We start from the raw sequence: 20,406 nt of genomic DNA, 5'->3' as shown, positions 1-20,406 counted from the left end.
AGCCTTGCCCACGTGTCGGCTGCGCGAGATAACGTCCTGATCATTCATTGGCACGACCTGGGGCGGCACCTCGCGAGTTACGGTGTCGCCGGGGTCAACAGCCCCCATCTCGACCGGCTGGCGGCAGAAGGCATCCGGTTCACCGACGCACACGCGACGGCGCCGCTGTGCTCGCCTTCGCGCGGATCGCTCTTCTCGGGCAGGTATCCGCACAACAACGGTCTGATCGGGTTGGCGCACCACGGCTGGGAGTACCACGCTGAGGTGCAGACGCTCCCGCAGATCCTCTCCGACAACGGTTGGTACACCTCGCTCTTCGGCATGCAGCACGAGACTGCGTATCCGAAGCGACTGGGCTACCACGAGTACGACGTCACCAACTCGTTCTGCGACTACGTGGTTCCGCGTGCCCAGAACTGGCTACGACGCTTCCCGCCCGAGCCGTTCCTGCTCACCACGGGATTCTTCGAAACGCATCGCCCGTACCCCGCCGATCGCTATACCCCGGCGGACACCGCAGCCCTGGAGGTCCCCGGATACCTTCCGGACGTGCCACAGGTGCGCGAGGATCTGGCCGAATTCCACGGCAGCGTAGAGGTGGCCGACGCCGCGGTGGGGGAACTGCTCGCGACCCTCGAGGAAGAGGGGCTCGACGAGAACACCTGGGTCTTCTTCCTCACTGATCACGGCGCGGCGTTCCCGCGTGCCAAGTCGACGCTCTACGCCCCGGGTACCGGTATTGCCTTGATCGCTCGGCCTCCCGCGCGGTATCGCAGTGGCGGAAAGGAATACGAGACACTGTTCAGTGGTGTGGATCTTGTTCCGACCATTCTCGATCTGCTCGGAATCGACGTCCCCACCGAGGTGGAAGGGCGCTCGCACGCCGATGCCCTCGTCGACCGCGGAACCGAACCGTCCGAACCCGTTCGTACTTCCCTGTTCACGGAGAAGACCTTTCACGACAGCTTCGATCCCATTCGTGCGGTGCGCACCAAGGACTACAGCTACATCGAGAACTACGCCGTCCGCCCGGCTCTGGATCTACCGCTCGACATCGAGGACAGTCTTTCCGGAAAAGCGCTCGGCACCGAGCATCTTGCGGTACGCGCACCCCGGGAGCTGTACGACCTCCGTGCCGACCCGGACGAGAAGATCAATCTGATCGATCGACCGGAAGTCTCGGCAATACAGGCGGAATTGTCCTCGCAGCTTCACACGTGGCGCGCCGAAACCGACGATCGTCTCCCGGACGAGGCATTGGGAAGCGCGATGGCGGTGCACCGCATGGCGGCGTACCTCGAGAAGATCGGTGTCCGACCCAACGTGCGGTCCGCCTACAGTGCGGACCGCGGTTACCTCGAGTCGGACACCGAAAATCCCTAGGGCCTTGCGGCTTCGCGCTCTTCCAACAATGCGATGACCCGCTCGACCAGCTCGTTGATGTCAGCGCCGGTTGTGTCGAATGCCAGGTCCGGGTCCTCCGGCGTCTCGTAAGGCGCGTCGATTCCGGTGAGCCCCTTCAGTTCACCCGCCCGCGCACGTGCGTACAGGCCCTTGGGATCACGGCGTTCGCATTCTTCGACGGGGGTGGTGACGGCAATTTCGAGGAAGGTGAGCCCGGCAGCTTCGTTGAGCGCGCGCGCAATTGCTCGATCCGAACGCAGTGGCGAGACCATCGACGCGATCGCCACCACGCCGGCGTCGGCGAACAGTCGAGTGAGATGCCCGACGCGTCGGATGTTCTCGGCTCGGTCTCCCGGCGAGAACCCGAGATCGTCGGAGATACCGTGGCGGACGTTGTCACCGTCCAGCAGATACGCGGTGCGTCCCGCGTCGACGAGCGCACGTTCGACAGCGACTGCGACGGTAGATTTTCCGGATGCAGGTAGGCCGGTCAACCAGATCGTCGCGCCCCTCTGGGTGGTAGACGCCCATCGCCGTTGACGTTCGAGTGAGGACGGATGCCACTTGATGTCGTTGCGGGTCTGCTCGCCGGGAACGACGACGCGTGGTTCGAGAATGGTGCCGGCGCCGACGGTGTCGTTGCTCTGCTCGTCGATCAGGATGAAGGCGCCAGAGTCCCGATTGTGGTCGTAGGTGTCGGCGACCACCACGGAACTGGTTCGGAGCGTGACCGTTCCGATGTCGTTGAGTCCCAATTCGACTGGGCTGTCCTGCTCGTCGAGCGTTTCAGGATCGAGACGGGTGTGCAGTTCTTGGACGGTCGCTCGCACGGTCCGGGACGTGTGTTTGAGCGCTATCCGATCGCCCGCGCGCAACGGTGTGTTGGACAACCAGCAGATGGTGGCTTCGAGTTCTCGGGCCAGAACCGGCAAATGAGCCTGCGCACCGCCGCTGACCAGAACGTCGCCACGTCCGACGTCGATGTCGTCGGCCAGTTCCACCGAAACCGACAGTGGTGCAACGGCAGTACTGCGGTTGTCGTCGAGAGTGTCCAGACTGATCACGGTGCTCTTCGATCCGGACGGCAGGACCACTACCTCGTCTCCGACGCTCAGTGTGCCTGCCGAAATCCGGCCGGTGTACCGGCGACGATTCTGCGGATCGGGGCGCGAAACCCATTGCACGGGAAGCCGAAGCTCCTCGATGTGCGTCGCGGGCGCATGGAGTTCGACGCCTTCGAGGTACTCGAGGAGCGTCGGCCCCTCGTACCACGCGGTGTTCTCGGACCGCGTCACGACATTGTCGCCGGCTTTCGCGGAGACCGGTATGGCGAGTACGTCCTCGCGTCCGACTTGCCGTGCCAAGGCCCGCAATTCTTCCTGCACCTGAGCGAATCTCGCTTCGTCGAAGTCCACCAGATCGATCTTGTTCACCACGGCTACAAGGTTCGGAACACCGAGCAGTGCGGCGATTCTGGCGTGCCGACGGGTCTGACGCAGCACGCCGGTCCTCGCGTCGACCAGCAGGACCGCTACGTGAGCATTGGATGCTCCGGTGAACATGTTGCGCGTGTAGCGTTCGTGCCCCGGGGTGTCGGCGAGTACGTAACTTCTGGTCGGAGTGGAGAAGAATCGGTACGCGACGTCGATCGTGATGCCCTGTTCACGCTCGGCACGTAGTCCGTCGGAGAGTGCAGCCAGGTCGGCGACACCGTGCTCGTCGGTCACGGAATCGAGGTGATCGGTTGGCAGACTGTCGGTGTCGTGCAACAGTCGGCCGATCAGCGTGCTCTTGCCGTCGTCGACGCTACCCGCCGTGGCCAGTCGCAGGAGTTGGCGAGTGATGGTGGTCGTCATCAGAAGTAGCCCTCACGCTTTCGGTCTTCCATCGCGGCGACCGACGTTCGGTCGTCTGCGCGAGTCTCGCCTCGTTCGGAAACCGTCGCGGCCGAGATTTCGGTGACGACGTCGTCGATAGTGGTGGCGTGCGATCGAACGGCGCCGGTGATGGTCAGATCGCCGACGGTTCGATATCGCACCCACTCGGTCGTTGCCGCGGCGTTCTCGGCGTCGGTGCTGAATTCGGAAGCAGCGAGGAGCATTCCGTCGCGCTCGAATACCCTCCGCTGGTGCGCGAAATAGATGGACGGCAGTTCCAGTTCCTCCTGGGCTATGTAGCGCCAGATGTCGAGCTCGGTCCAGTTGCTCAGCGGGAAGACACGAACGGACTCGCCGCGTCTGATCCGACCGTTGTAGAGCGACCACGGTTCGGCCCGTTGCGCTCGCGGGTCCCACTGGCCGAACTCGTCACGGAAGCTGAGGACTCTTTCCTTGGCGCGCGCACGTTCCTCGTCCCGGCGGGCGCCACCGAACGCGGCGTCGAACCTTCCAGCTTCGAGAGCGTCGAGCAGGGTTCTGGTCTGCAGGCGGTTTCGCGATCCGCCGGTCTCGGTCGACTCCTGCACTCTGCCCTGGTCGATCGAATCCTGAACGGAAGCAACCAGAAGTGTGTGCCCGCCCTCCTTGATTCGACGGTCGCGAAATTCGATGACCTCCTCGAAATTGTGACCGGTGTCGACGTGCAGGACCGGGAAAGGGAGTGGGGAGGGCCGGAACGCCTTCTCGGCCAGACGAAGCAGGACTATCGAGTCCTTGCCGGCCGAGAAGAGCAGTACCGGTCTCTCGAGTTCTGCCACCACTTCTCGAATGATGTGAACCGCTTCGGATTCGAGAACTCGGAGTTCGTCGACGACATCGGTGACGGTGCTCATGTGACGGGATATCCGTTCTGTTCGGCGTCGATGCGATAACGCTGCACCCATTCGCGGGATCGTCCGTCGCTCTGACGACGCAGCGGCGGTGGCGGGGCCAGTTGTCCGTCGAGGCCGAGGGAGATGAGGGTTTTTGCGACCACGGACTGCGGGTCTTCGGTGAGATCGCGGAACCCGACTTCGATGGGAGAGATGTCCTCTTCCTCGAACCAGCGCTTCCATTGGCGTTCCTGCTCACCGAGAATCGTCACCAGGTGCGCGATTCCGACTGCGTTGTACTGCGCACCGTCCGAGAGATTCGGTGGAGTCGCGTCGTCGCGCCAAACCTGTGTCTGCACGGCGCGCCACATCGACACAGCTTGAGCGACGACATCTTCTCGATAGACGTGGATGAACTGCAGGTCGTGATCGAGGGTGTCGTGGAGTGCGGAACGTAGGTCCGTCCCACTGCGCCAGGGCAATCCGGCCGCGCGATCGAGTAGGAGCGGCGTCTGGTTCCACATCAGCTTGCCACCCCAGACTCCGTTGGGGGTTCGGCCGAGTTCGAGAAGTTGTGTGCGCCACTGTTCGGAGGTGCGAGTGTCCGGCGTGCCCGGGTGGAACGGGGCGAGCAGACCCAGGACGGACTCGTCCGTGACGTCTTCGAACCACTGCCTCGGTTGCGGCGATCGCGAGGTCTCGGGGAGGTACTGGAAGAACTCTTCCGGCTCACCCGCGACCCCGGTTGCTCGCAGGGATTCGACCAGCAAAGTACTGCCGCTGCGCTGCGAAGCGCAGACGAGAAACGAGCGTTGGGCCTCCGTCATGCGAGCAACGCTAAGGGGGGCCGGAAACCGCCGCAAGCTGGGAAAATAAACTCACGTAGAGGTTAAATCTCGACGTGAAACGTTAAATGTGCGGGTCACGAAATGTCGCGCTGAGGCACGTCTTACGCAGTTGTCGCAAGGGCCGCAGCAAGCCCGAATGCGATGGCCATGAAGACAACTTCACCGATGGCGCGACGCAAGGATCCGTCCGAACTCATGCGGTGTGCAGCGCTCGCGACCACCCATGTCCGGCGCCACCACCATCCCAAGGCGACGAGCAGTCCGATCGCCACGATCTTGGCGAGGATCACCCGGCCGTATGCGGTGTCGTAGAAGGCGGAGAGTGAGTCGAGTCGCACGACGGCGTTGACGATACCGGTGACGACCAGCGCGAGGACGCATCGCCAGGCGAGAGCGGAGTACTTGGGCAACCAGATCGCCCAGGCACCGCGCGACGGTACGGCAAGCGCGAGTGCGGCGAGCACGCCGAACCACAAGGCCGCAGCGAGGACGTGAACGGCGTCGAGGATCGATCCGAAGCTCTGCTGCGCCATGTGCCCGGTGATCGGGCGGGCAGCGAGCGCCAACGCGGAGACGACCAATGCCGGTGCGACGGGCACCGTCTCGGGATTGGTGAATCCGTAGATGCCGTAACAGACGACGGCAAACGCGCACGCGATGATCGCGACGCCGACGCGGCCGACGTTGACCTCGGAGACGAATGCGCCGAAGTGCCCGATGGTCAGCGAGGTGACCGGGGCGCCGTCGGCCGCTGCGGCATTGAGCACGAGGAGCGTGATCTCGGCGACGAGCCACACTGCTGCCACCGCGGTGAGCTGAGTCCACATGACGGCGGGGGTTGTTGCCGGGCGGCGTTCACTGCGGCCCATCCAGGCGAGAGTCGCGATGCCGAGCGTCAACGAACCACATCCGATCGCGAGAACGCGGACCGTGCTCGACGATTCGGGTCCCGACGGGCTGGCGAGGCCCCAGGCGATCAGGACTCCCAGCAGAGCTGTGGGTACGGCAAACAGCAACCACCACCTGTTTGCCGTACCCGTCACGCGATCAGCTCGACTTCGGCTTACGGAGCACGAAGAACAGCGCACCGCCGAACACGACGACGCCGGCGACGATGAAGATCCACACCGGCATGCTGCCGGACTCCGACTCACCCGTACTCGACGCGGCGGCAGCGCCGGGAGTGCCCGACCCCGCCTCGGTGAGGGTGAACGTCAGGGTTCCGTTGACGGGGTGACCGTCAGCGGAGGTGACGCGGTACGCGATGGTGTAGATGCCGGTCGGCCCGAGATCGCCGAGGTCTGCACTGACAGTGGGTCCTTCGACGGACGGATCGCTCTTGGTCCAGAGGTTGCCGTCGGGACCGGTGACGGTCAGCGCCGCGAACTGTGCCTGCAGAGCCTCGTTGAACGTGACCGAAACCGTGTCAGGCGCAACCTGAATGGACGCACCGTTTTCCGGGTTGGAGCCGACCACCGCGGAGTGTGCACTGGCCGTGCCCATTCCGAGCATCGTGGCCAGCATCGCGAGCATGCCGACGGCGATGACCTTGATCCGGGTACTCATCAGCGCTTGCTCCTGACCAGTGCGCCGAGGCCGAGTGCAGCGCCCAACGCGCCGAGCACCAGGCCGACGCCGCCGAGCCAGCGCGCGGTGTTGTCTGACGAAGAAGATTCGGAAGCAGCGGACGTCTCGGCAGTGTTATCGGCAGAGGGGGCTCCGTGGGCATCGCCGGTGGACGCGGCGAGAGTCAGCGTCGGGGCGGGCTTGTCCGGCTCGCTGCCGTCGGCAAGCTCTTCCTGATCCCAGTTGACGACGTTGCCGTCGCTGTACGTCTGCACGGCCTTGAACTCGACCTCGTCCTGCTCCGGCAGCGGGCCGGCAGAAAGGACGAACTGCTGGAACTGGCCGGGGGCGATTCCGACGCCGGGGTCGGCGGTCCACGTCACGGACTTGGCGACCAACGAGGTGGGGTCCTTCTCCACGACGGCGGTCCAGCCGGGCATCGGTTCGGTGCGTGCCGACTTGAGGTCGGGGAGCGCCACCGTCAGTTTGGTGGTCGAAGCGGTGTCGGATTCGGTGGGCACGCGGAACGTGAGAACGGAGTATCCGCCCTGCGCAGCTCCTGGTGCGACGACGCTGACGTGTGCTGAAGCAATTCCGGCGGCCAGCAGCACGGCGCTGCCGGTAGCGACGGTCGTGACAACCGCGCGCGAAATCAGGGTGTTCTTCATGTCGGGAAGTGTCCTCTTGGTCTGGTGAAGGGGGGCATTCTACGAATCTTCAGACCAGGGCAGGAGGACCGCGCCGCGAGATGCTGGCGCGAAGTAGAGCGTCGACAGGTCCGTGATGGATTCCGGTCGAGACGGTGTGGCCGCGGGAAGTGACAGCGGCGGGAGCCAGAGACGCCAGGACGACGTGGAGAGCGTGGGTGACAACGCGGTAGAGGCGCTCGGCGGCCAGGACCGCCACCGCACAAGCGACGGTGGCACCGGCGTGAGCACCGAGCATCACCAATCCCGGAGCGGGCGAATGAGCGTGCTCGGAGAGCGTCATGGTGGTGTGCGCGGCGAGCTGACCCAGACCCAGAGCAACGATCAGGGCAGCGGGCCCCCGTGAGAGGGCGGGAAGGGTGGCCGTCACGGCACCGACGGTTGCGCAGACGGCGAGCAACAGGGTCAGCGACGACGACTGTGGCAGCTCGCCTCCGCCGATCCCGTGCGCGGCGACAGCGAGAGCAGCCGAAGCGGAACCGACAGCTGTCCCCCGGAGGGTCGCGGTCTGCTCGGCTGCTCTCACTGGCGTTCTCAGGTCTAGCGCACGCCGAGACGTGCGAGCAGATCTGCTTCGACGCCGTCGAGTTCGGAAGAAATCGCCTGGTGAGCTGCTTTACGGCGAGCCTGCGGCATCTGCTCGGCAGCGCGAACTGCCGTGCTGAGGTCGCCGAGGCGCTCACGGATGGCGGCGGCGAAACGCTGCGTCTCCGCGTCGTCGGGCTTGCGGCTGAGGATCTCGGTGACCGAGCTCTCGGCGCCGGCGATACGAGCGCTCAACTTCGCGCCGTGACCGGTGTAGTCACCGAGCTGGTCGACGGCGATGCCCATCTTCTGTGCACGCGTGGTGTCGAGCTGGGCGCGCACCGCCGTGGCTGCGCGGTAAGCGATCGGCAGGAGAACGGGGGCAAGCAGACGTGCCACTCCCAGGTACTTACGCACCTTGGCGACGGTCAGGCCCTGATTCGCAGCGGCCTTCTCCTGCGCCTTCAGGGTCGCGATCTGCGCCTTTTCGATCTTGTGCTGTGACTCGATCTCGGCTTTCTCCAGCTTCTTGAGCGACTTGGTCTCGACCTTGTCGCGCTTACGCTGGCTCTTGGCGTTGAGCTTCGCCTCGACCTCAGCCTTGTGCTTGAGAGCCTTTGCCTCCGCCTTGCGGGTGGCACGAGACTTTCGCTTCTTGAACAACCCCATCGAAAAGGACCCCGTTTCCAGGTGTTTGTGTGTTGCCAGGTACCTGCGCTTCGGCTTCAGCCTAGGGGAGCACATAATCTTCGTCATCGTGTGTTCCGTTAACAACCCCGCGCCCCAGCTCCCGATCATCGATTCGGGGGCGTTGACCCGATGCCGTCATCGGGTGCGTCTGGACGGGTTGTTTCCCGGGAAATCGGCTTCGGAACCCGTCGACACCGGCATCAAGCAGCGCCAGGATGCCGCGATCGCGAAGCGCGCGGAGATCGCCGAACTCGTGATCGGTGCTGCTCCCGAGCGTTGGGTGAAGATCAACCCCGACCAATCGGCGTCGGCTCAGGCTCGTGACACTCTCACTGCCTGTGAGGCCGGCGCAGACCGGATCTGGGGCGCGGTCTTGCCGGTCGAGCGCGACACCGGACGCAAGGGCCGCTGCGAAATGCTCATCCGTGACGACGAGGGTGGCGGGTACATCCCCGTCATTGTCGTCAATCACAAGGTGACCGATCCCGGCCAGGGCGCGATCACCTCGGGGCTCTTCGAATGGGAGCCCGCGGCCGATCCCAAACGCAAGGTCCGCAGTCAGGTCCGCGATCAGATGCGCGTCGCGCAGGTCTATCGGATGCTCGAGCGTCGTGGGCTGGCGAGCCCGTCGCTGACGGCAGGCGCGATCGGATACAACGGAGACTGCATCCTCGTCCACGACCTCAGCGCGATTCTCGACGATTACGACGAGCGTTTCGCCGACCGTATCGCTGTGGCCCGCGGTGAGGTGCTGACGTCTCCGTCACAGGTGAGCGAGTGCAAGTCGTGCCCGTGGTGGACCGAATGCAAGCAGGAATTGGTTCGCAACCGCGACGTCAGCCTGGTGGCTGTCGGATCGCGGGCCGAGCTTCTGCGCGACGTCGGCTGCAACACGATCGATCAGTTGGCCGCCTGGGACGGCGAGCCGCTCGAAGATTGGCCGCACGGAAATTTCGACGACGCAGTCGTGATCGCCAAGGCGTGGTTGGCAGATGCTCCGTTGGTGCGGCGGTTCGAGAAGATCTCGGTGACTCGGGCGGACATCGAGATCGACGTCGACATGGAGAGCTATCAGGAGCACGGCGCGTACCTGTGGGGGACGTTGCTCAATGTCGGCGGCTTCTCGATGTATCGAGGATTTGCGACGTGGGATCCGCTGCCGACGCGTGACGAGGCGCGGTCGTTCGCAGAGTTCTGGGGCTGGCTGATGGCGGAGCGTGCCGCGGCCGCTGCTTCGGGTAAAACCTTTGCCGCATACTGTTATTCGCGTTCAGCCGAGGACAAGTGGTTGTTGGACTCGGCGCGCAGGTTTGCCGGTGAACCCGGGATTCCGAGTAAGGACGAGATCCGCGAGTTCATCGACAGTCCGCAGTGGGTCGACATCTATCAAGCAGTGAGTGATCAGTTCATCTGCCCGAACGGAAAGGGGCTCAAGAAGATTGCGCCCGTCGCCGGCTTCAACTGGCGTGACGCCGAGGCCGGGGGTGAAGCGTCGATGGCGTGGTACCGCGAGGCGGTCGGCTACGACGGTGAGCCGGACGAGACGCAGCGGACACGCATCCTGCAGTACAACGAGGACGACGTCATTGCCACCAAGGTCCTCCGTGAGTGGATGACGGACCGCGCGGAGAAGGAAATTCCGCTGGCTTCCGAGCTGTAGCGCTGATCCGTTCTGTCGCGATTGTCTGAAACATCCTATTTAACAGTATGTTTCAACTCGTAGTTTCTCGTCATCGTGTGTCCGGAACCCGCATCCGCGCTACCTTCATCTGGTCGGCTCCACGATGGAGGGTGTTGCATGCTGAGCAGGCTGACTTCGAGTGCGAGCGACGCCGAACTGTCTGACGTCGAGCGGCGCGACCTCTTCGCACGCCAGATACTGCAGGTGACGACGGTCGCGCCACTGGCCAACATGGTCAATGTACTCAGCGTGTGCGCTTTGCTTGTGTATGTCGTACCCCCCGGTCACAACGAGTTTCGGGTGATCTGGGGTTCTGCGGCCTTCTTGGTCGTCCTCAATTCGGTGCGCGTCTGGATACCGCGAGTCGTCCTGAAGGGCCGGTACACGCCCAAACATACGACGAAGTACGACTACTGGGCGCTCATGCTCGAGGTGATCCTGCTCGGGCTTCTGCTTGTCGTTCTCGCCGCCGCGATGCTTCCCGTGACGGACAACTCGCGAAAGCTTGTGCTTCTAGCGACATTCGCCGGAGTCATGGGCGCCGGCGCCGTAGCATTGTCGACGGTTCGGTCCATAGCGGTAGCGTGGATTCTGGTGCACAGCATCGGATTGCTCGTCGTTATCCTGCCCAAGGGAACCACGGAATACGCTGTCCTCTCGTTCCAGTTGGTCGTGTACTCGGTGACACTGATTATCGGCGTCGTGTACCTCTGGGCGTCGTTCCGAAGTCGTTGTCTTGCCGAGTTCGAGGCTGCTGCCGAGCGCCAGACGGTCAGTTTGCTTCTCGACGATTTCGAGGGTGGGTCACGCGACTGGCTGTGGGAAGTCGACACCACCGGGACGTTGTCGCACACCTCCGCTCGGCTGTCGCAGATCTCGGGAGTTCCCGTCTCCGACTTGCGAACCCTGTCGCTGCGCGGATTGTTGGATCGGCTCGACGTGGGTTCGACGAAGAGTGGCCGAGCCGCGGTCCAGGTCATCGGAGATCACCTCGACCGCCTCATGCCGTTTCGAGAGGTCGTCATTCCCGTTCGTGTCGACGGCGTCGACCGATGGTGGTCTCTGTCGGGTCATCCCCGGCTATCCGAGGCCACGGAGTTCGTGGGTTGGCGAGGCGTGGGCTCGGACATCACCGAGAAGTACAACTACGAGCGGCGAATTCTGTGGCTTGCTGCAACCGACGGACTGACCGGGCTCCCGAATCGCCGGACGTTCGGCTCGGAGCTGTCCGACGCGCTCGGCACCGTCCGAACCGGCGAGGAAGTCCTTGTCGGAATCCTCGACCTGGACAATTTCAAGTCGGTGAACGACACGTTAGGGCACCCTGTCGGTGACAAATTGTTGATTTCCGTTGCTGCACGGCTCAATCGGGTGGTCGACGGCGCCATGTGTGCGCGAATCGGTGGTGACGAATTCGGCGTCGTCTTGCGGGGAACAGGGGACGGCGGAGAGGTGTTCGCTCGCTATCTGGATGCATTGCGTGAGCCGTTTTACGTGCGGGGGAATCGCATCGAGGTTCGTGCATCGATCGGCTATGCCGGCGCACCCGCAGATTCCGAAGACGCGGACACGCTTGTCATGTCCGCCGACCTGGCGCTGTATGCGGCAAAATCCGCCGGCAAGAACCGGGTAGGAAGATACTCACCGGTGCTGCGGGCGCGGGCCAGGGAGCGAGCATCGGCCCTGCAAGAACTTGGGCTTGCGATCGAGTCTCGGCAGTTCGAGCTGTACTACCAACCGCAGGTTCGTGCGGACACCGGCCGCGTCGAGGGTTTCGAGGCACTGCTTCGCTGGAATCACCCGGTGCGGGGCGTGCTTGCACCGCACATTTTCATCGATGTCGCGGAGGAGACCGGCTTGATAGTCCCTCTGGGACTCCAGGTACTGCACATGGCGTGCGCCGAAGCCGCGACGTGGCCCGACGACACGTACGTGACGGTGAACGTCTCTCCGGTGCAACTGATGTCGTCCGGCTTCGGATCAGCCGTGAACGATGCGCTGGAGGCAAGCGGTCTGTCCGGCAAACGGCTTCAGCTGGAAATCACAGAGACGGGAGCAGTGGAGGAGCTTGCCGTCGCCGAGTTGGATCGCCTGCGTGCCACCGGAATTGCGATTGCCCTGGACGACTTCGGAACCGGCTATTCGTCTTTCGAGAGTTTGAAGAAACTGCCGTTGGACATCCTCAAGATCGACCGGTCGTTCATCACCGAATTGAACGAGGGTGATTCGGCAGTTGTCACTTCGGTGGTCGAGGTGACGAAGGCGCTCGGTATGCAGTCATTGGCGGAAGGCGTGGAGACGGCCGACCAGCTGAGGCTCTTGCTTACCGCCGGTTGTGAATTGGTTCAGGGTTACTACGTCAGCCGACCGATGCCGGCGAAGGAAGTGGCCGAGTACCTCAGCGCAACTGCCCACTCCAACGGTGGGTATTTTCATTCGTTCTGACAACTGTGCGCCTTTATTAACCGCGGGCGGTTAATAAAGGCGCACAGCAGGGAGGTTAGCGCGGCGCCATGCGCAGTGCGCCGTCCATGCGGATGGTCTCGCCGTTGAGGTAGTCGTGCTCGACGATCATCTGCGCGAGCTGCGCGTACTCGGACGGCTGGCCCAGGCGCGACGGGAACGGAACGCCGGCCTCGAGGCCCTTGCGGTACTCGTCGGTGACGCCTGCGAGCATCGGGGTGTCGATGATGCCGGGAGCGATCGTGTTGACGCGGATGCCGAACTGCGCAAGGTCACGGGCAGCCGGAACCGTCATGCCGTGCACGCCGCCCTTGGAGGCGGAGTACGCGATCTGGCCGATCTGGCCTTCGAAGGCAGCAACGGAAGCGGTGTTGATGACAACGCCGCGCTGGCCCGACTCGTCGACGGCCTCGGTCTTGGCGATGGCGTCGGCGGCCAGGCGCATGACGTTGAAGGTGCCGAGCAGGTTGACGGTGATGACCGTGCGGAACAGCTCGAGGTCGTGCGGACCCTTCTTGGACAGGATGCGTCCGGCCCAGCCGACACCGGCACAGTTGACGACGATGCGCAGCGGGGAGCCCGACTCGACGATCTGGTTGATCGCTGCTTCGACCTCTTCGCCGCTGGTCACGTCGGTGGGGATGAGGGTGACGCCGGCGGGGACGTTGTCGCCTGCGCGCTCGATCGACGCGGGCAGATCCAGGCCGAAGACGGTAGCGCCGGCGTCGGCGAGGCGCTTGGCTGTTGCGGCGCCGAGGCCTGATGCCGCTCCGGTGACCAGTGCTGCGGTTCCCTTGATTTCCACTTCGTGTGCTCCTCGAGTTAGCGATCGGTAAGGCGGTGGTACGTGTCGAGAACCATAACGCGAGGGTGTATGTGAGGGCGAACGCGCGAGACCCGCGTAGGGCTGGGTACCTTGGACGCGAGGTCTGAGAGCAAAGCACCGGACGAGAGGGGACCTGCGTGAGCAAGGCGCCTGTGCGTCCCGCCGCTTCTGTCGAGAATTTCGAGCGGTTGCAGCGCGACCCTCTCTTCGAAGATCTTGCCGAACTGATTGCCGAGGTTCTCTCCTACGCGTTCGACGCTCCGGCCGCCGTCGAGATCGAACAGTGGACGATCAGTTGCCTGCCGTCGACCAACCGATCGGCGGAGCGCCATCGCTTGTTCACGCTCAATATCGGTCCGATGGAGATTCTGAGCGTCGAGTGCCATCTGGTCGGCGGTAAGGCGATCGAGCACGTCATGTCCGTGTACGTATCCAGTTCGGCACTGGAATCGCGAACCGGATGCAGCATCGAAGAACTCGACGCCAAGCACGATCTGGTCGCCATCAGACGCACCGAGTTGGCGTCCGCCGACGGCGACGGGACCGTGATCGACTGCAGTCTCGAGGACTCGGATGCGTTGGAACAGTTTGCTCAACTGCCCGTCGACATGACGACGGTTCGTCCGCTCGCGGAGCATCTTGTTGCCAAGGGCAAGGGCCCATTTCGGCAGTATCACAACGCCGGGTTCGCCAAATATGTACTGGAAAGGTCGCTCGACCATGCTTGATCAGTTGCCCATCCGACTCCCGCGTGTGCTGCGAGACGGGGACGATGACGGCGCGGTCGACGTGCTGCAGGAATATTTCACGAGGCCGCTCCGAAAGACCGGTTATCTCCGAACCGGTGCGTTGTGGGATTCCTGGGATCCCAGTGGCAATCGCGATCGTGATGCGAACATCTTCACCGCGGAAGATCTTGTTGCGGTGACGCTTCTGTCGGTTCAGGTTCCGGCGCAAGGAGCCTTCTTCCTGCTCGGGGAGAACAATGCCGAACTGAACCGACTCCTGGCGGACGTGGGCCCGGATCGCGATCTATCGAACGAACCCGATCCCTTCACTCCGGAATCTCCGGTGTGGCGGTTGGAGACGGCGCTTCGAGAGATTCACGGCGTCGGGCGAACCATGGCGTCCAAACTGATCGCGCGCAAGCGTCCGCGACTCTTCCCGATCTACGACGACGTCATCGGGCGGGAGTTGGGAACGAAGTCGGCCCACCTGGAACCTGTTCGCGTAGCCATGCGGGAAGACGAGTTGCAGAGTCGACTCCTCGATCTACGTGCACGAGCAGGTCTCGACGAATCCGTTCCGGTCATCAGGGTGTTGGACGTGCTGGCGTGGATGCAGGGTAAGGGATACAAACCGGCACTCTAGCTTTCTTGTCGGTGGGTGGGTTTATTGTCGAATGTATGTTCGATAAGGGATTGACGAGCGGTGTGGGGACATCCGTCGATGACGGCCGTCCTGTCGTCGACCCACTCGTGTTGCCGGACATGCTCTTTGCGACGGCGCAGAGCGAGAACATGCTAGCCGCGCAAAAGGTGCTCGGTGCATCCATGTTGTCGGAGTCGCGATTCAACGCCGAACTCGACGTGTCCGGTGATGTCGACAAGGCGTGGCGGATCGCATGCAACGAGATCGCGGTCATGCTCACGTGCTCGCGTCGTACTGCCGAAGTCCACATCGAGATCGGTGATGCCCTACGGGAGTTCCTTCCGCTCACCAAGGCCGCCTTCGCTGCCGGCGAGTTGGACTATGCGCGTGTGCGCAAGATTGTCGACGGACTCACCGGGGCCGATCCGGAGGCGATCGCAGCACTCGAGCGCCGGGTACTTGCCTCGGCGCACCGTCTTCCGCCCGGGCAACTGGAGCGCGACATCGAGCGCCAGCTCTTTGCCTACGATCCGGACGCTGCCGCCGAACGTCGCCGGAAGATGCTGGAACACCGCGATGTTCGCACGCGTGCAGACCGTCACGGACTCGCCCAGTTGCAGGCAACACTCAGTGCGACCGAGGCCGTCGAAGCGCTTGGCCTGATCAACGAGGCCGCCGGAAGCGTCTGCAACCACGATCCACGAAATGTCTCGACCCGTAGGGCCGACGCACTGGTAGCTCTCCTGCACGGCGAACAGGGGCTGACTTGCCAGTGTGGCAGCGAAACGTGCGAGGCAGTATCCCCAGCAGCTCGATCGACTGCATCCTCACGTCGGAAGCCGTTGTTGCACATCGTGTGTGATCTGGCGACGCTCCTCGGATTGACGTCAGATCCCGCGAGCATCGACGGATACGGGCCGATCGATCCTGATTTTGCTCGCGAGCTCTCCGCTGATTCCACCTGGCAGGCCTTGTTCGTCGATTTCCGCGCCCAGGTCGCGGGGAATCGACCGCGTCGGCAGCATGCTCCCACTGTCCTGCCGCTTGTCACCCGACGTGATCGCCCAAGTCGCGAACCGAACGGCTGCGGGGATCGGATTCGGGCAATGCAACGGTTGGTCGCGCGATCCCCGGACATCGTTCGAAGATCGGATGGGCACGGCGCCCAGCACGATCCACCTCCCGGCGCGCTGACCTATGCTCCGGGAGCGGCTCTGGCCGCATTGGTGCGGGCCGTCGACGGTCACTGCCGGTTCCCTGGTTGTTCGGTGCCCGCGAACAGGTGCCAACTCGACCACATCACCGAGTTCGATCCTTCCGATCCGAGACGTGGTGGGTGGACCATTGCGAGCAACCTCCAATGCCTGTGTCGTCATCACCATCAGGTGAAGACATACAGGTTGTGGACGCCGGTGATGCTGGAGGACCGTGCCATTCACTGGACCGATAAAACCAGCGGGTTGACGGCTGTCACGGTTCCGGAGAGGATCTGACCTGTGCCGGAAGGACAGTGCGCGGGAATCGTCGGCGGGGGAATTGGCGGGCTGACGGCTGCCATCGCGCTCCGCAAAGCAGGCTGGGATGTCACCGTGTACGAGCGTTCGTCCGAGTTCACGGAGGTGGGCGCCGCCGTCGTGTTGTTTCCCAACGCTCTGGCAGCGTTGGACGAAATCGGTGTAGGCGAACAGGTCAGGGCGAATTCCCTTCCGTACAGCTCGGGCGCGATCAGGAATCTGCGCGGGCAAAATCTGGTGACGCGCAAAATTGGTGACCTCGCCGGCGGTCGCGATCTGGTGACAATCCACCGCGCCGATCTGATCGACGTGTTGGTTCGCGCAATCTCCGCCGAGTGTCTACGCACCGGAACCAGGGTGACGGGTGTGGGCTGCGGAGATCACGGCCGCGCCGAGATAGTCACCGACGGTGATACCGCTCGATACGACCTAGTCGTTGCCGCGGACGGTGTGCACAGTGTTGTGCGACAGCAGATCTGGCCCGGCGAGGGAACCGTGGTACATACCGGAGTGTCAGCTTGGCGCTGGATCGTCGATGGTCCACCGCCGGATTTTGTCGGACAGGTATGGGGGATTCGAGGGGAGTTCGGGATTCTCCCGTTGGCGGGCAACCGCACCTACGCTTTCGCGGGTGCGCAACGCGGCGAGAGTTTTGCGCATTTTGCGGACTGGCCCGAACCTGTGTCGCAGCTCGTCGCGAACGCTGACCCGGCCCGCATCATCGAGAACGAACTGCTCGAGATTCGGACCCCGAAGTTGTTGACACGCGGCAAAGTTGCGTTGATTGGCGACGCCGCTCATGCCATGCGCCCTCACCTCGGGCTAGGTGCGGCTTTGGCGATCGAGGACGCCGTTACTCTTGCTGCCTATGCGGACGATCTCGCCGGCTACACAAAGGCTCGACGTCATAGAGTTCGAACTGTTCAATGGATTTCGCGACAGATGTCGACCGTCGTGATGCCGGACAATCGATCGTTAGCGGCGGTGCGTGACGTCGTTGTGCGGTTGACTCCCGACATCCTTGCCTTGTCGGTATTCGGTGTGATCAACCGTTGGCGGCCGAAGCCGATCGAGAGGCACTGACTTCGAAGATGGTTTCCAGACCGTCTTCTTCGTCCCACTGCTCACCGACTTCGCAAAAATTGTACTGGCTGATCAGATTTCGTGATGCGATGTTGTCCGGACTGATGGTCGCTCGAACGGTGTGTACTTCGGATTCGCGACTCGCGACGTCGAGAAGTATCTCGAGGGCGGACCGTGCGTAGCCCTGGCGCCGGAACGCCGGGTCGATGCGATATCCGACCTCCACCATCCCGCGCGCATCGGGACGACCATGGAATCCGGCCATCCCCACCGGCGTCGAGGTGCGGGCATCGACGGCGATGCGGGTGATCCACGCGCTGTCGAGGGGATTCTCTGCTATCTGCTTGCTCCGGTAGCGCCACAAGCCCTGGCATTCTTCGCCGAGGAGATACGGGGTCAGGAGGTCGGGTGCGAGTTCCATTGCAAGAGTGGCGTTGTCTTCACCCAGTGCGTGCAGGGCGAGTGATGGAACCTGGACCAGTTGAAGTCCCCGTCCGTCGAGTGTCCAGGGTAGTTCGGTGACTGTCACAGGTCGGCGATGGGGGTCGACAGCGTTATGTCGACACCGATGCTCCGGAGATTGCCGTCGAGGACTTGCCAGATGGAGCGTTCGAGGAATTCGGCCAATTCCGCACTGGTCACATCGGAACCCGGCTGGCTGAGCCAACGGTTGACGCTGACGTCGACCAATCCGATGACGCCGAAAGCCAAGGGCTCAGCCATCTTCGACGGTTTGCCACGGCTGGTGAGGATCGTGCCCAACAAATTTCCCAATTGGACGGCGATGGCCGTCTTGGTTCCGGTCACCACTTTCGAACCGGTGGCCCGCGTACTCGGCGAGCCCTTGCCTAAAAAGTGGTGCAGTCGTGGATATTTCACAATCCACTGGAGGTAGGTCTCGACGGCCCGTGAGATGGCCTCGCCGACGGTGCCTTGTGGCGTGAGGGTGGGGGTCAGGTCGGTCATCATCATCTCGAGGATGCGGACTCGCAGCTGCTCGTCGAGGTCGGCTCGATCCTTGAAGATCCGGTAGACAACAGAGCGGGGGACGTCGGCGCGCTCGGCGATCTGCTGGACGCCGACGTCGGCGCCACCTTCGTTGACTGCATCGAGTGCTGCGTCGAGGATCCGCGCTTTGCGCTGCTCCTTGTGATCGTTCCAGCGAGTGCTGCGCCCGTCGGGCTGCGCCGACTCGGCTGTTTTTGTCATAAATCGAACGATACTCACCCCGCCATTGACTGGACAAGATGTCTCACATACTTTGGTGGGACAGCGTGTCACACACAGATACCGTTCTCTTCAGGAGTGGCAATGAGTAACAGGGTTTTTGTCGTCGGCGTCGGCATGACGAAGTTCGAGAAGCCGGGAGCCCGCGAGTGGGACTACCCGGATATGGCACGCGAGTCGGGTACCAAGGCGCTCGAAGATGCGGGTATCGACTACACCGAGGTCGAGCAGGCATACGTCGGCTACGTCTACGGCGAGTCCACCGCAGGTCAGCGCGCTGTCTACGAGCTCGGTCTGACAGGTATCCCCATCGTCAACGTGAACAACAACTGTTCGACGGGATCGACCGCGCTCTACCTCGCCACGCAGGCGGTCAAGAGTGGTCAGGCCGACTGCGCACTCGCGCTGGGCTTCGAGAAGATGCAGTCCGGGTCCCTCGGATCCACCTACGACGACCGTGAACAGCCCCTCATGCGGCACCTCCTCGCTCTCGCCGAGTTGCAGGAGTTCGCGATGCCGCCGGCTCCGTACATGTTCGGCGCCGCGGGCGTCGAGCACATGGAACGCTTCGGAACCACTGCCGAGCAGTTCGCGAAGATCGCCGTCAAGAACCACAAGCACTCACTGAACAACCCGTACGCGCAGTTCCAGGACGAGTACACCCTCGAGCAGATCCTCGAAGCACGCCAGATTCACGGGCCGCTCACCAAGCTCCAGTGCTCGCCCACCTCGGACGGATCCGGCGCGGCGATCATCGCCAGCGAAGCATTCGTCGAAAAGCACGGGCTCGCTGCTCAGGCGATCGAGATCGTCGGACAGGCCATGGTCACCGACATGAACAGCACTTTCGAGGACAAGAGCGCCATCAGCCTCGTCGGCGCAGACATGACCCGCAAGGCCGCCGAGAAGGTATACGCCCAGGCCGGGATCACCGCCGACGACGTCGACGTCATCGAACTCCACGACTGCTTCTCCACCAACGAGTTGCTGACCTACGAGGCACTTGGACTGTGCGCCGAAGGTGACGGCGGCAAGCTCGTCGACGCCGACGACACCACCTACGGCGGACGCTGGGTGGTCAACCCGTCCGGCGGCCTCATCTCGAAGGGCCACCCCCTCGGAGCAACAGGCCTCGCGCAGTGCGCCGAACTCACCTGGCAGCTCCGCGGAACCGCGGACAAGCGTCAGGTCGACGGCGCGAAGGTCGCCCTCCAGCACAACATCGGACTCGGCGGTGCAGTTGTCGTGACCGCATACAAGCCCTACGCACGCTGAATCACACCCTCAACCCGCCAGCTACCCACTAGGAGTTTCATCATGGCTTCCGTTTCCGTCTCCGCCGTACTGCCCGCATCCCCCGAGAAGACCTGGGATGCGCTATCCGATCTGTCTCGCTGGGAAGAGTGGCTCACCATTCACCAGGGCTGGAAGAGTGAACTCCCCACCGAGGTCGCGTTGGGCGCCAAGTTCACCGAGGTCGTCTCCGTGATGGGTATGGCCAACAAGATCGAGTGGACCGTCGAAGAGGTCGAGGTTCCGAAGATGGTCAAGATTGCCGGTACCGGAATGGCCGGCGTCACCGTCGAATTCATCCTCTCGGTCGAGGCCGACGGTGCGGGTTCGAAGGCAACCGTCGACGCCAGCTTCAAGGGCACCATGATCGTCGGGCCGATCGGCAAGGCAGTTGCCAAGAACGCCAAGGCTGATCTCGAGGCCTCGCTGGCCAAGTTCGCCGAGCTGGTCGGGTAACGG

The 20,406-nt window shown here is 63.2% G+C and carries 20 protein-coding genes; 9 read left to right on the top strand and 11 right to left on the bottom strand.

Annotated elements, in window-relative coordinates; translation table 11 throughout:
* Nucleotides 1-12: 12 nt before the first annotated feature.
* Nucleotides 13-1,383, top strand: coding sequence for a sulfatase (locus G4D79_RS04615; protein WP_003944134.1), 1,371 nt, complete (start codon nt 13-15; stop codon nt 1,381-1,383).
* Here the strand turns inward: G4D79_RS04615 and cysC are convergent.
* The 8 genes from cysC to G4D79_RS04575 all read right to left on the bottom strand — a co-directional run bounded on the left by cysC (nt 1,380) and on the right by G4D79_RS04575 (nt 8,468).
* Nucleotides 1,380-3,260 carry an adenylyl-sulfate kinase gene (gene cysC / locus G4D79_RS04610; RefSeq protein ID WP_058227363.1) on the bottom strand — a complete coding sequence of 627 codons (1,881 nt, stop codon included), beginning with the start codon at nt 3,258-3,260 and terminating at the stop codon, nt 1,380-1,382. The genes G4D79_RS04615 and cysC overlap by 4 nt on opposite strands.
* Nucleotides 3,260-4,174, bottom strand: a complete 915-nt coding sequence (cysD, locus tag G4D79_RS04605; RefSeq protein ID WP_042920624.1) for a sulfate adenylyltransferase subunit CysD — start codon at nt 4,172-4,174, stop codon at nt 3,260-3,262. The genes cysC and cysD overlap by 1 nt, the downstream gene beginning before the upstream one ends.
* Nucleotides 4,171-4,980, bottom strand: a complete 810-nt coding sequence (locus G4D79_RS04600) for a Stf0 family sulfotransferase (protein WP_007735934.1) — start codon at nt 4,978-4,980, stop codon at nt 4,171-4,173. The genes cysD and G4D79_RS04600 overlap by 4 nt, the downstream gene beginning before the upstream one ends.
* A gap of 122 nt (nt 4,981-5,102) precedes the next feature.
* Complete coding sequence (locus G4D79_RS04595) at nt 5,103-6,044, bottom strand: copper resistance D family protein (protein ID WP_003944164.1); 942 nt, start codon at nt 6,042-6,044, stop codon at nt 5,103-5,105.
* 4 nt (nt 6,045-6,048) lie between these two features.
* Nucleotides 6,049-6,567: a copper resistance CopC family protein gene (locus G4D79_RS04590; RefSeq protein WP_083058035.1), complete on the bottom strand. Its 519-nt coding sequence runs from the start codon at nt 6,565-6,567 to the stop codon at nt 6,049-6,051.
* Nucleotides 6,567-7,235 carry a YcnI family protein gene (locus G4D79_RS04585; RefSeq protein ID WP_099696842.1) on the bottom strand — a complete coding sequence of 223 codons (669 nt, stop codon included), beginning with the start codon at nt 7,233-7,235 and terminating at the stop codon, nt 6,567-6,569. Before G4D79_RS04585 ends, G4D79_RS04590 begins: the two co-directional genes overlap by 1 nt.
* A 49-nt stretch (nt 7,236-7,284) precedes the next feature.
* Nucleotides 7,285-7,800 carry a hypothetical protein gene (locus G4D79_RS04580; protein ID WP_003944165.1) on the bottom strand — a complete coding sequence of 172 codons (516 nt, stop codon included), beginning with the start codon at nt 7,798-7,800 and terminating at the stop codon, nt 7,285-7,287.
* Nucleotides 7,801-7,814: 14 nt separating this feature from the next.
* Nucleotides 7,815-8,468, bottom strand: a complete 654-nt coding sequence (locus G4D79_RS04575) for a DUF6474 family protein (protein WP_003944178.1) — start codon at nt 8,466-8,468, stop codon at nt 7,815-7,817.
* A 124-nt stretch (nt 8,469-8,592) separates the two neighbouring features.
* On the opposite strand from G4D79_RS04575, the gene G4D79_RS04570 reads away from it, so the two are divergent.
* A complete protein-coding gene (locus G4D79_RS04570; protein ID WP_099696942.1) occupies nt 8,593-10,149 on the top strand; it encodes a TM0106 family RecB-like putative nuclease in 1,557 nt (518 codons plus the stop codon).
* Nucleotides 10,150-10,287: 138 nt separating this feature from the next.
* Nucleotides 10,288-12,615, top strand: coding sequence for a bifunctional diguanylate cyclase/phosphodiesterase (locus G4D79_RS04565; protein WP_099696841.1), 2,328 nt, complete (start codon nt 10,288-10,290; stop codon nt 12,613-12,615).
* Nucleotides 12,616-12,670: 55 nt separating this feature from the next.
* Here G4D79_RS04565 and G4D79_RS04560 read toward each other — a convergent pair whose 3' ends face one another.
* On the bottom strand, nt 12,671-13,438 hold the full coding sequence (locus tag G4D79_RS04560) for an SDR family NAD(P)-dependent oxidoreductase (RefSeq protein WP_003944195.1): 768 nt from the start codon (nt 13,436-13,438) through the stop codon (nt 12,671-12,673).
* A 158-nt stretch (nt 13,439-13,596) separates the two neighbouring features.
* On the opposite strand from G4D79_RS04560, the gene G4D79_RS04555 reads away from it, so the two are divergent.
* From G4D79_RS04555 to G4D79_RS04540, 4 genes are read left to right on the top strand one after another with little or no spacing between them, the layout of a single operon-like run.
* A complete protein-coding gene (locus tag G4D79_RS04555; RefSeq protein WP_050655957.1) occupies nt 13,597-14,187 on the top strand; it encodes a hypothetical protein in 591 nt (196 codons plus the stop codon).
* Nucleotides 14,180-14,830, top strand: a complete 651-nt coding sequence (locus G4D79_RS04550) for a DUF6308 family protein (RefSeq protein WP_003944144.1) — start codon at nt 14,180-14,182, stop codon at nt 14,828-14,830. Before G4D79_RS04555 ends, G4D79_RS04550 begins: the two co-directional genes overlap by 8 nt.
* Before the next feature lie 35 nt (nt 14,831-14,865).
* Nucleotides 14,866-16,323, top strand: coding sequence for an HNH endonuclease signature motif containing protein (locus tag G4D79_RS04545; RefSeq protein WP_064442942.1), 1,458 nt, complete (start codon nt 14,866-14,868; stop codon nt 16,321-16,323).
* A gap of 3 nt (nt 16,324-16,326) precedes the next feature.
* Nucleotides 16,327-17,427 carry an FAD-dependent monooxygenase gene (locus tag G4D79_RS04540; RefSeq protein ID WP_050655959.1) on the top strand — a complete coding sequence of 367 codons (1,101 nt, stop codon included), beginning with the start codon at nt 16,327-16,329 and terminating at the stop codon, nt 17,425-17,427.
* Here G4D79_RS04540 and G4D79_RS04535 read toward each other — a convergent pair.
* Both G4D79_RS04535 and G4D79_RS04530 read right to left on the bottom strand, forming a co-directional pair.
* A complete protein-coding gene (locus G4D79_RS04535; protein ID WP_058038078.1) occupies nt 17,390-17,956 on the bottom strand; it encodes a GNAT family N-acetyltransferase in 567 nt (188 codons plus the stop codon). The genes G4D79_RS04540 and G4D79_RS04535 overlap by 38 nt on opposite strands.
* The gene (locus G4D79_RS04530) at nt 17,953-18,636 is read right to left on the bottom strand and encodes a TetR/AcrR family transcriptional regulator (RefSeq protein WP_007735953.1); all 684 of its coding nucleotides are present in this window, start codon (nt 18,634-18,636) and stop codon (nt 17,953-17,955) included. Before G4D79_RS04530 ends, G4D79_RS04535 begins: the two co-directional genes overlap by 4 nt.
* Before the next feature lie 102 nt (nt 18,637-18,738).
* On the opposite strand from G4D79_RS04530, the gene G4D79_RS04525 reads away from it, so the two are divergent.
* On the top strand, nt 18,739-19,929 hold the full coding sequence (locus G4D79_RS04525) for a lipid-transfer protein (RefSeq protein ID WP_007735955.1): 1,191 nt from the start codon (nt 18,739-18,741) through the stop codon (nt 19,927-19,929).
* A gap of 42 nt (nt 19,930-19,971) precedes the next feature.
* On the top strand, nt 19,972-20,403 hold the full coding sequence (locus tag G4D79_RS04520; protein WP_030535858.1) for an SRPBCC family protein: 432 nt from the start codon (nt 19,972-19,974) through the stop codon (nt 20,401-20,403).
* The last annotated feature ends 3 nt before the right edge of the window (nt 20,404-20,406 follow it).

This window comes from Rhodococcus sp. WY5 (assembly GCF_018588185.1).
GTDB lineage: Bacteria > Actinomycetota > Actinomycetes > Mycobacteriales > Mycobacteriaceae > Rhodococcus_F > Rhodococcus_F qingshengii.
This window is presented reverse-complemented; position numbering and strand designations above follow the sequence as displayed.

What these genes read in the sequence shown, in the direction of transcription:
- G4D79_RS04545 (WP_064442942.1), top strand. Translation starts at nt 14,866, where the DNA reads ATGTTCGATAAGGGATTGACGAGCGGTGTGGGGACATCCGTCGATGAC.
- G4D79_RS04530 (WP_007735953.1), bottom strand. Translation starts at nt 18,636, where the DNA reads ATGACAAAAACAGCCGAGTCGGCGCAGCCCGACGGGCGCAGCACTCGC.
- cysC (WP_058227363.1), bottom strand. Translation starts at nt 3,260, where the DNA reads ATGACGACCACCATCACTCGCCAACTCCTGCGACTGGCCACGGCGGGT.
- G4D79_RS04565 (WP_099696841.1), top strand. Translation starts at nt 10,288, where the DNA reads ATGCTGAGCAGGCTGACTTCGAGTGCGAGCGACGCCGAACTGTCTGAC.
- G4D79_RS04550 (WP_003944144.1), top strand. Translation starts at nt 14,180, where the DNA reads ATGCTTGATCAGTTGCCCATCCGACTCCCGCGTGTGCTGCGAGACGGG.
- G4D79_RS04575 (WP_003944178.1), bottom strand. Translation starts at nt 8,468, where the DNA reads ATGGGGTTGTTCAAGAAGCGAAAGTCTCGTGCCACCCGCAAGGCGGAG.
- G4D79_RS04600 (WP_007735934.1), bottom strand. Translation starts at nt 4,980, where the DNA reads ATGACGGAGGCCCAACGCTCGTTTCTCGTCTGCGCTTCGCAGCGCAGC.
- cysD (WP_042920624.1), bottom strand. Translation starts at nt 4,174, where the DNA reads ATGAGCACCGTCACCGATGTCGTCGACGAACTCCGAGTTCTCGAATCC.
- G4D79_RS04520 (WP_030535858.1), top strand. Translation starts at nt 19,972, where the DNA reads ATGGCTTCCGTTTCCGTCTCCGCCGTACTGCCCGCATCCCCCGAGAAG.
- G4D79_RS04525 (WP_007735955.1), top strand. Translation starts at nt 18,739, where the DNA reads ATGAGTAACAGGGTTTTTGTCGTCGGCGTCGGCATGACGAAGTTCGAG.
- G4D79_RS04585 (WP_099696842.1), bottom strand. Translation starts at nt 7,235, where the DNA reads ATGAAGAACACCCTGATTTCGCGCGCGGTTGTCACGACCGTCGCTACC.
- G4D79_RS04590 (WP_083058035.1), bottom strand. Translation starts at nt 6,567, where the DNA reads ATGAGTACCCGGATCAAGGTCATCGCCGTCGGCATGCTCGCGATGCTG.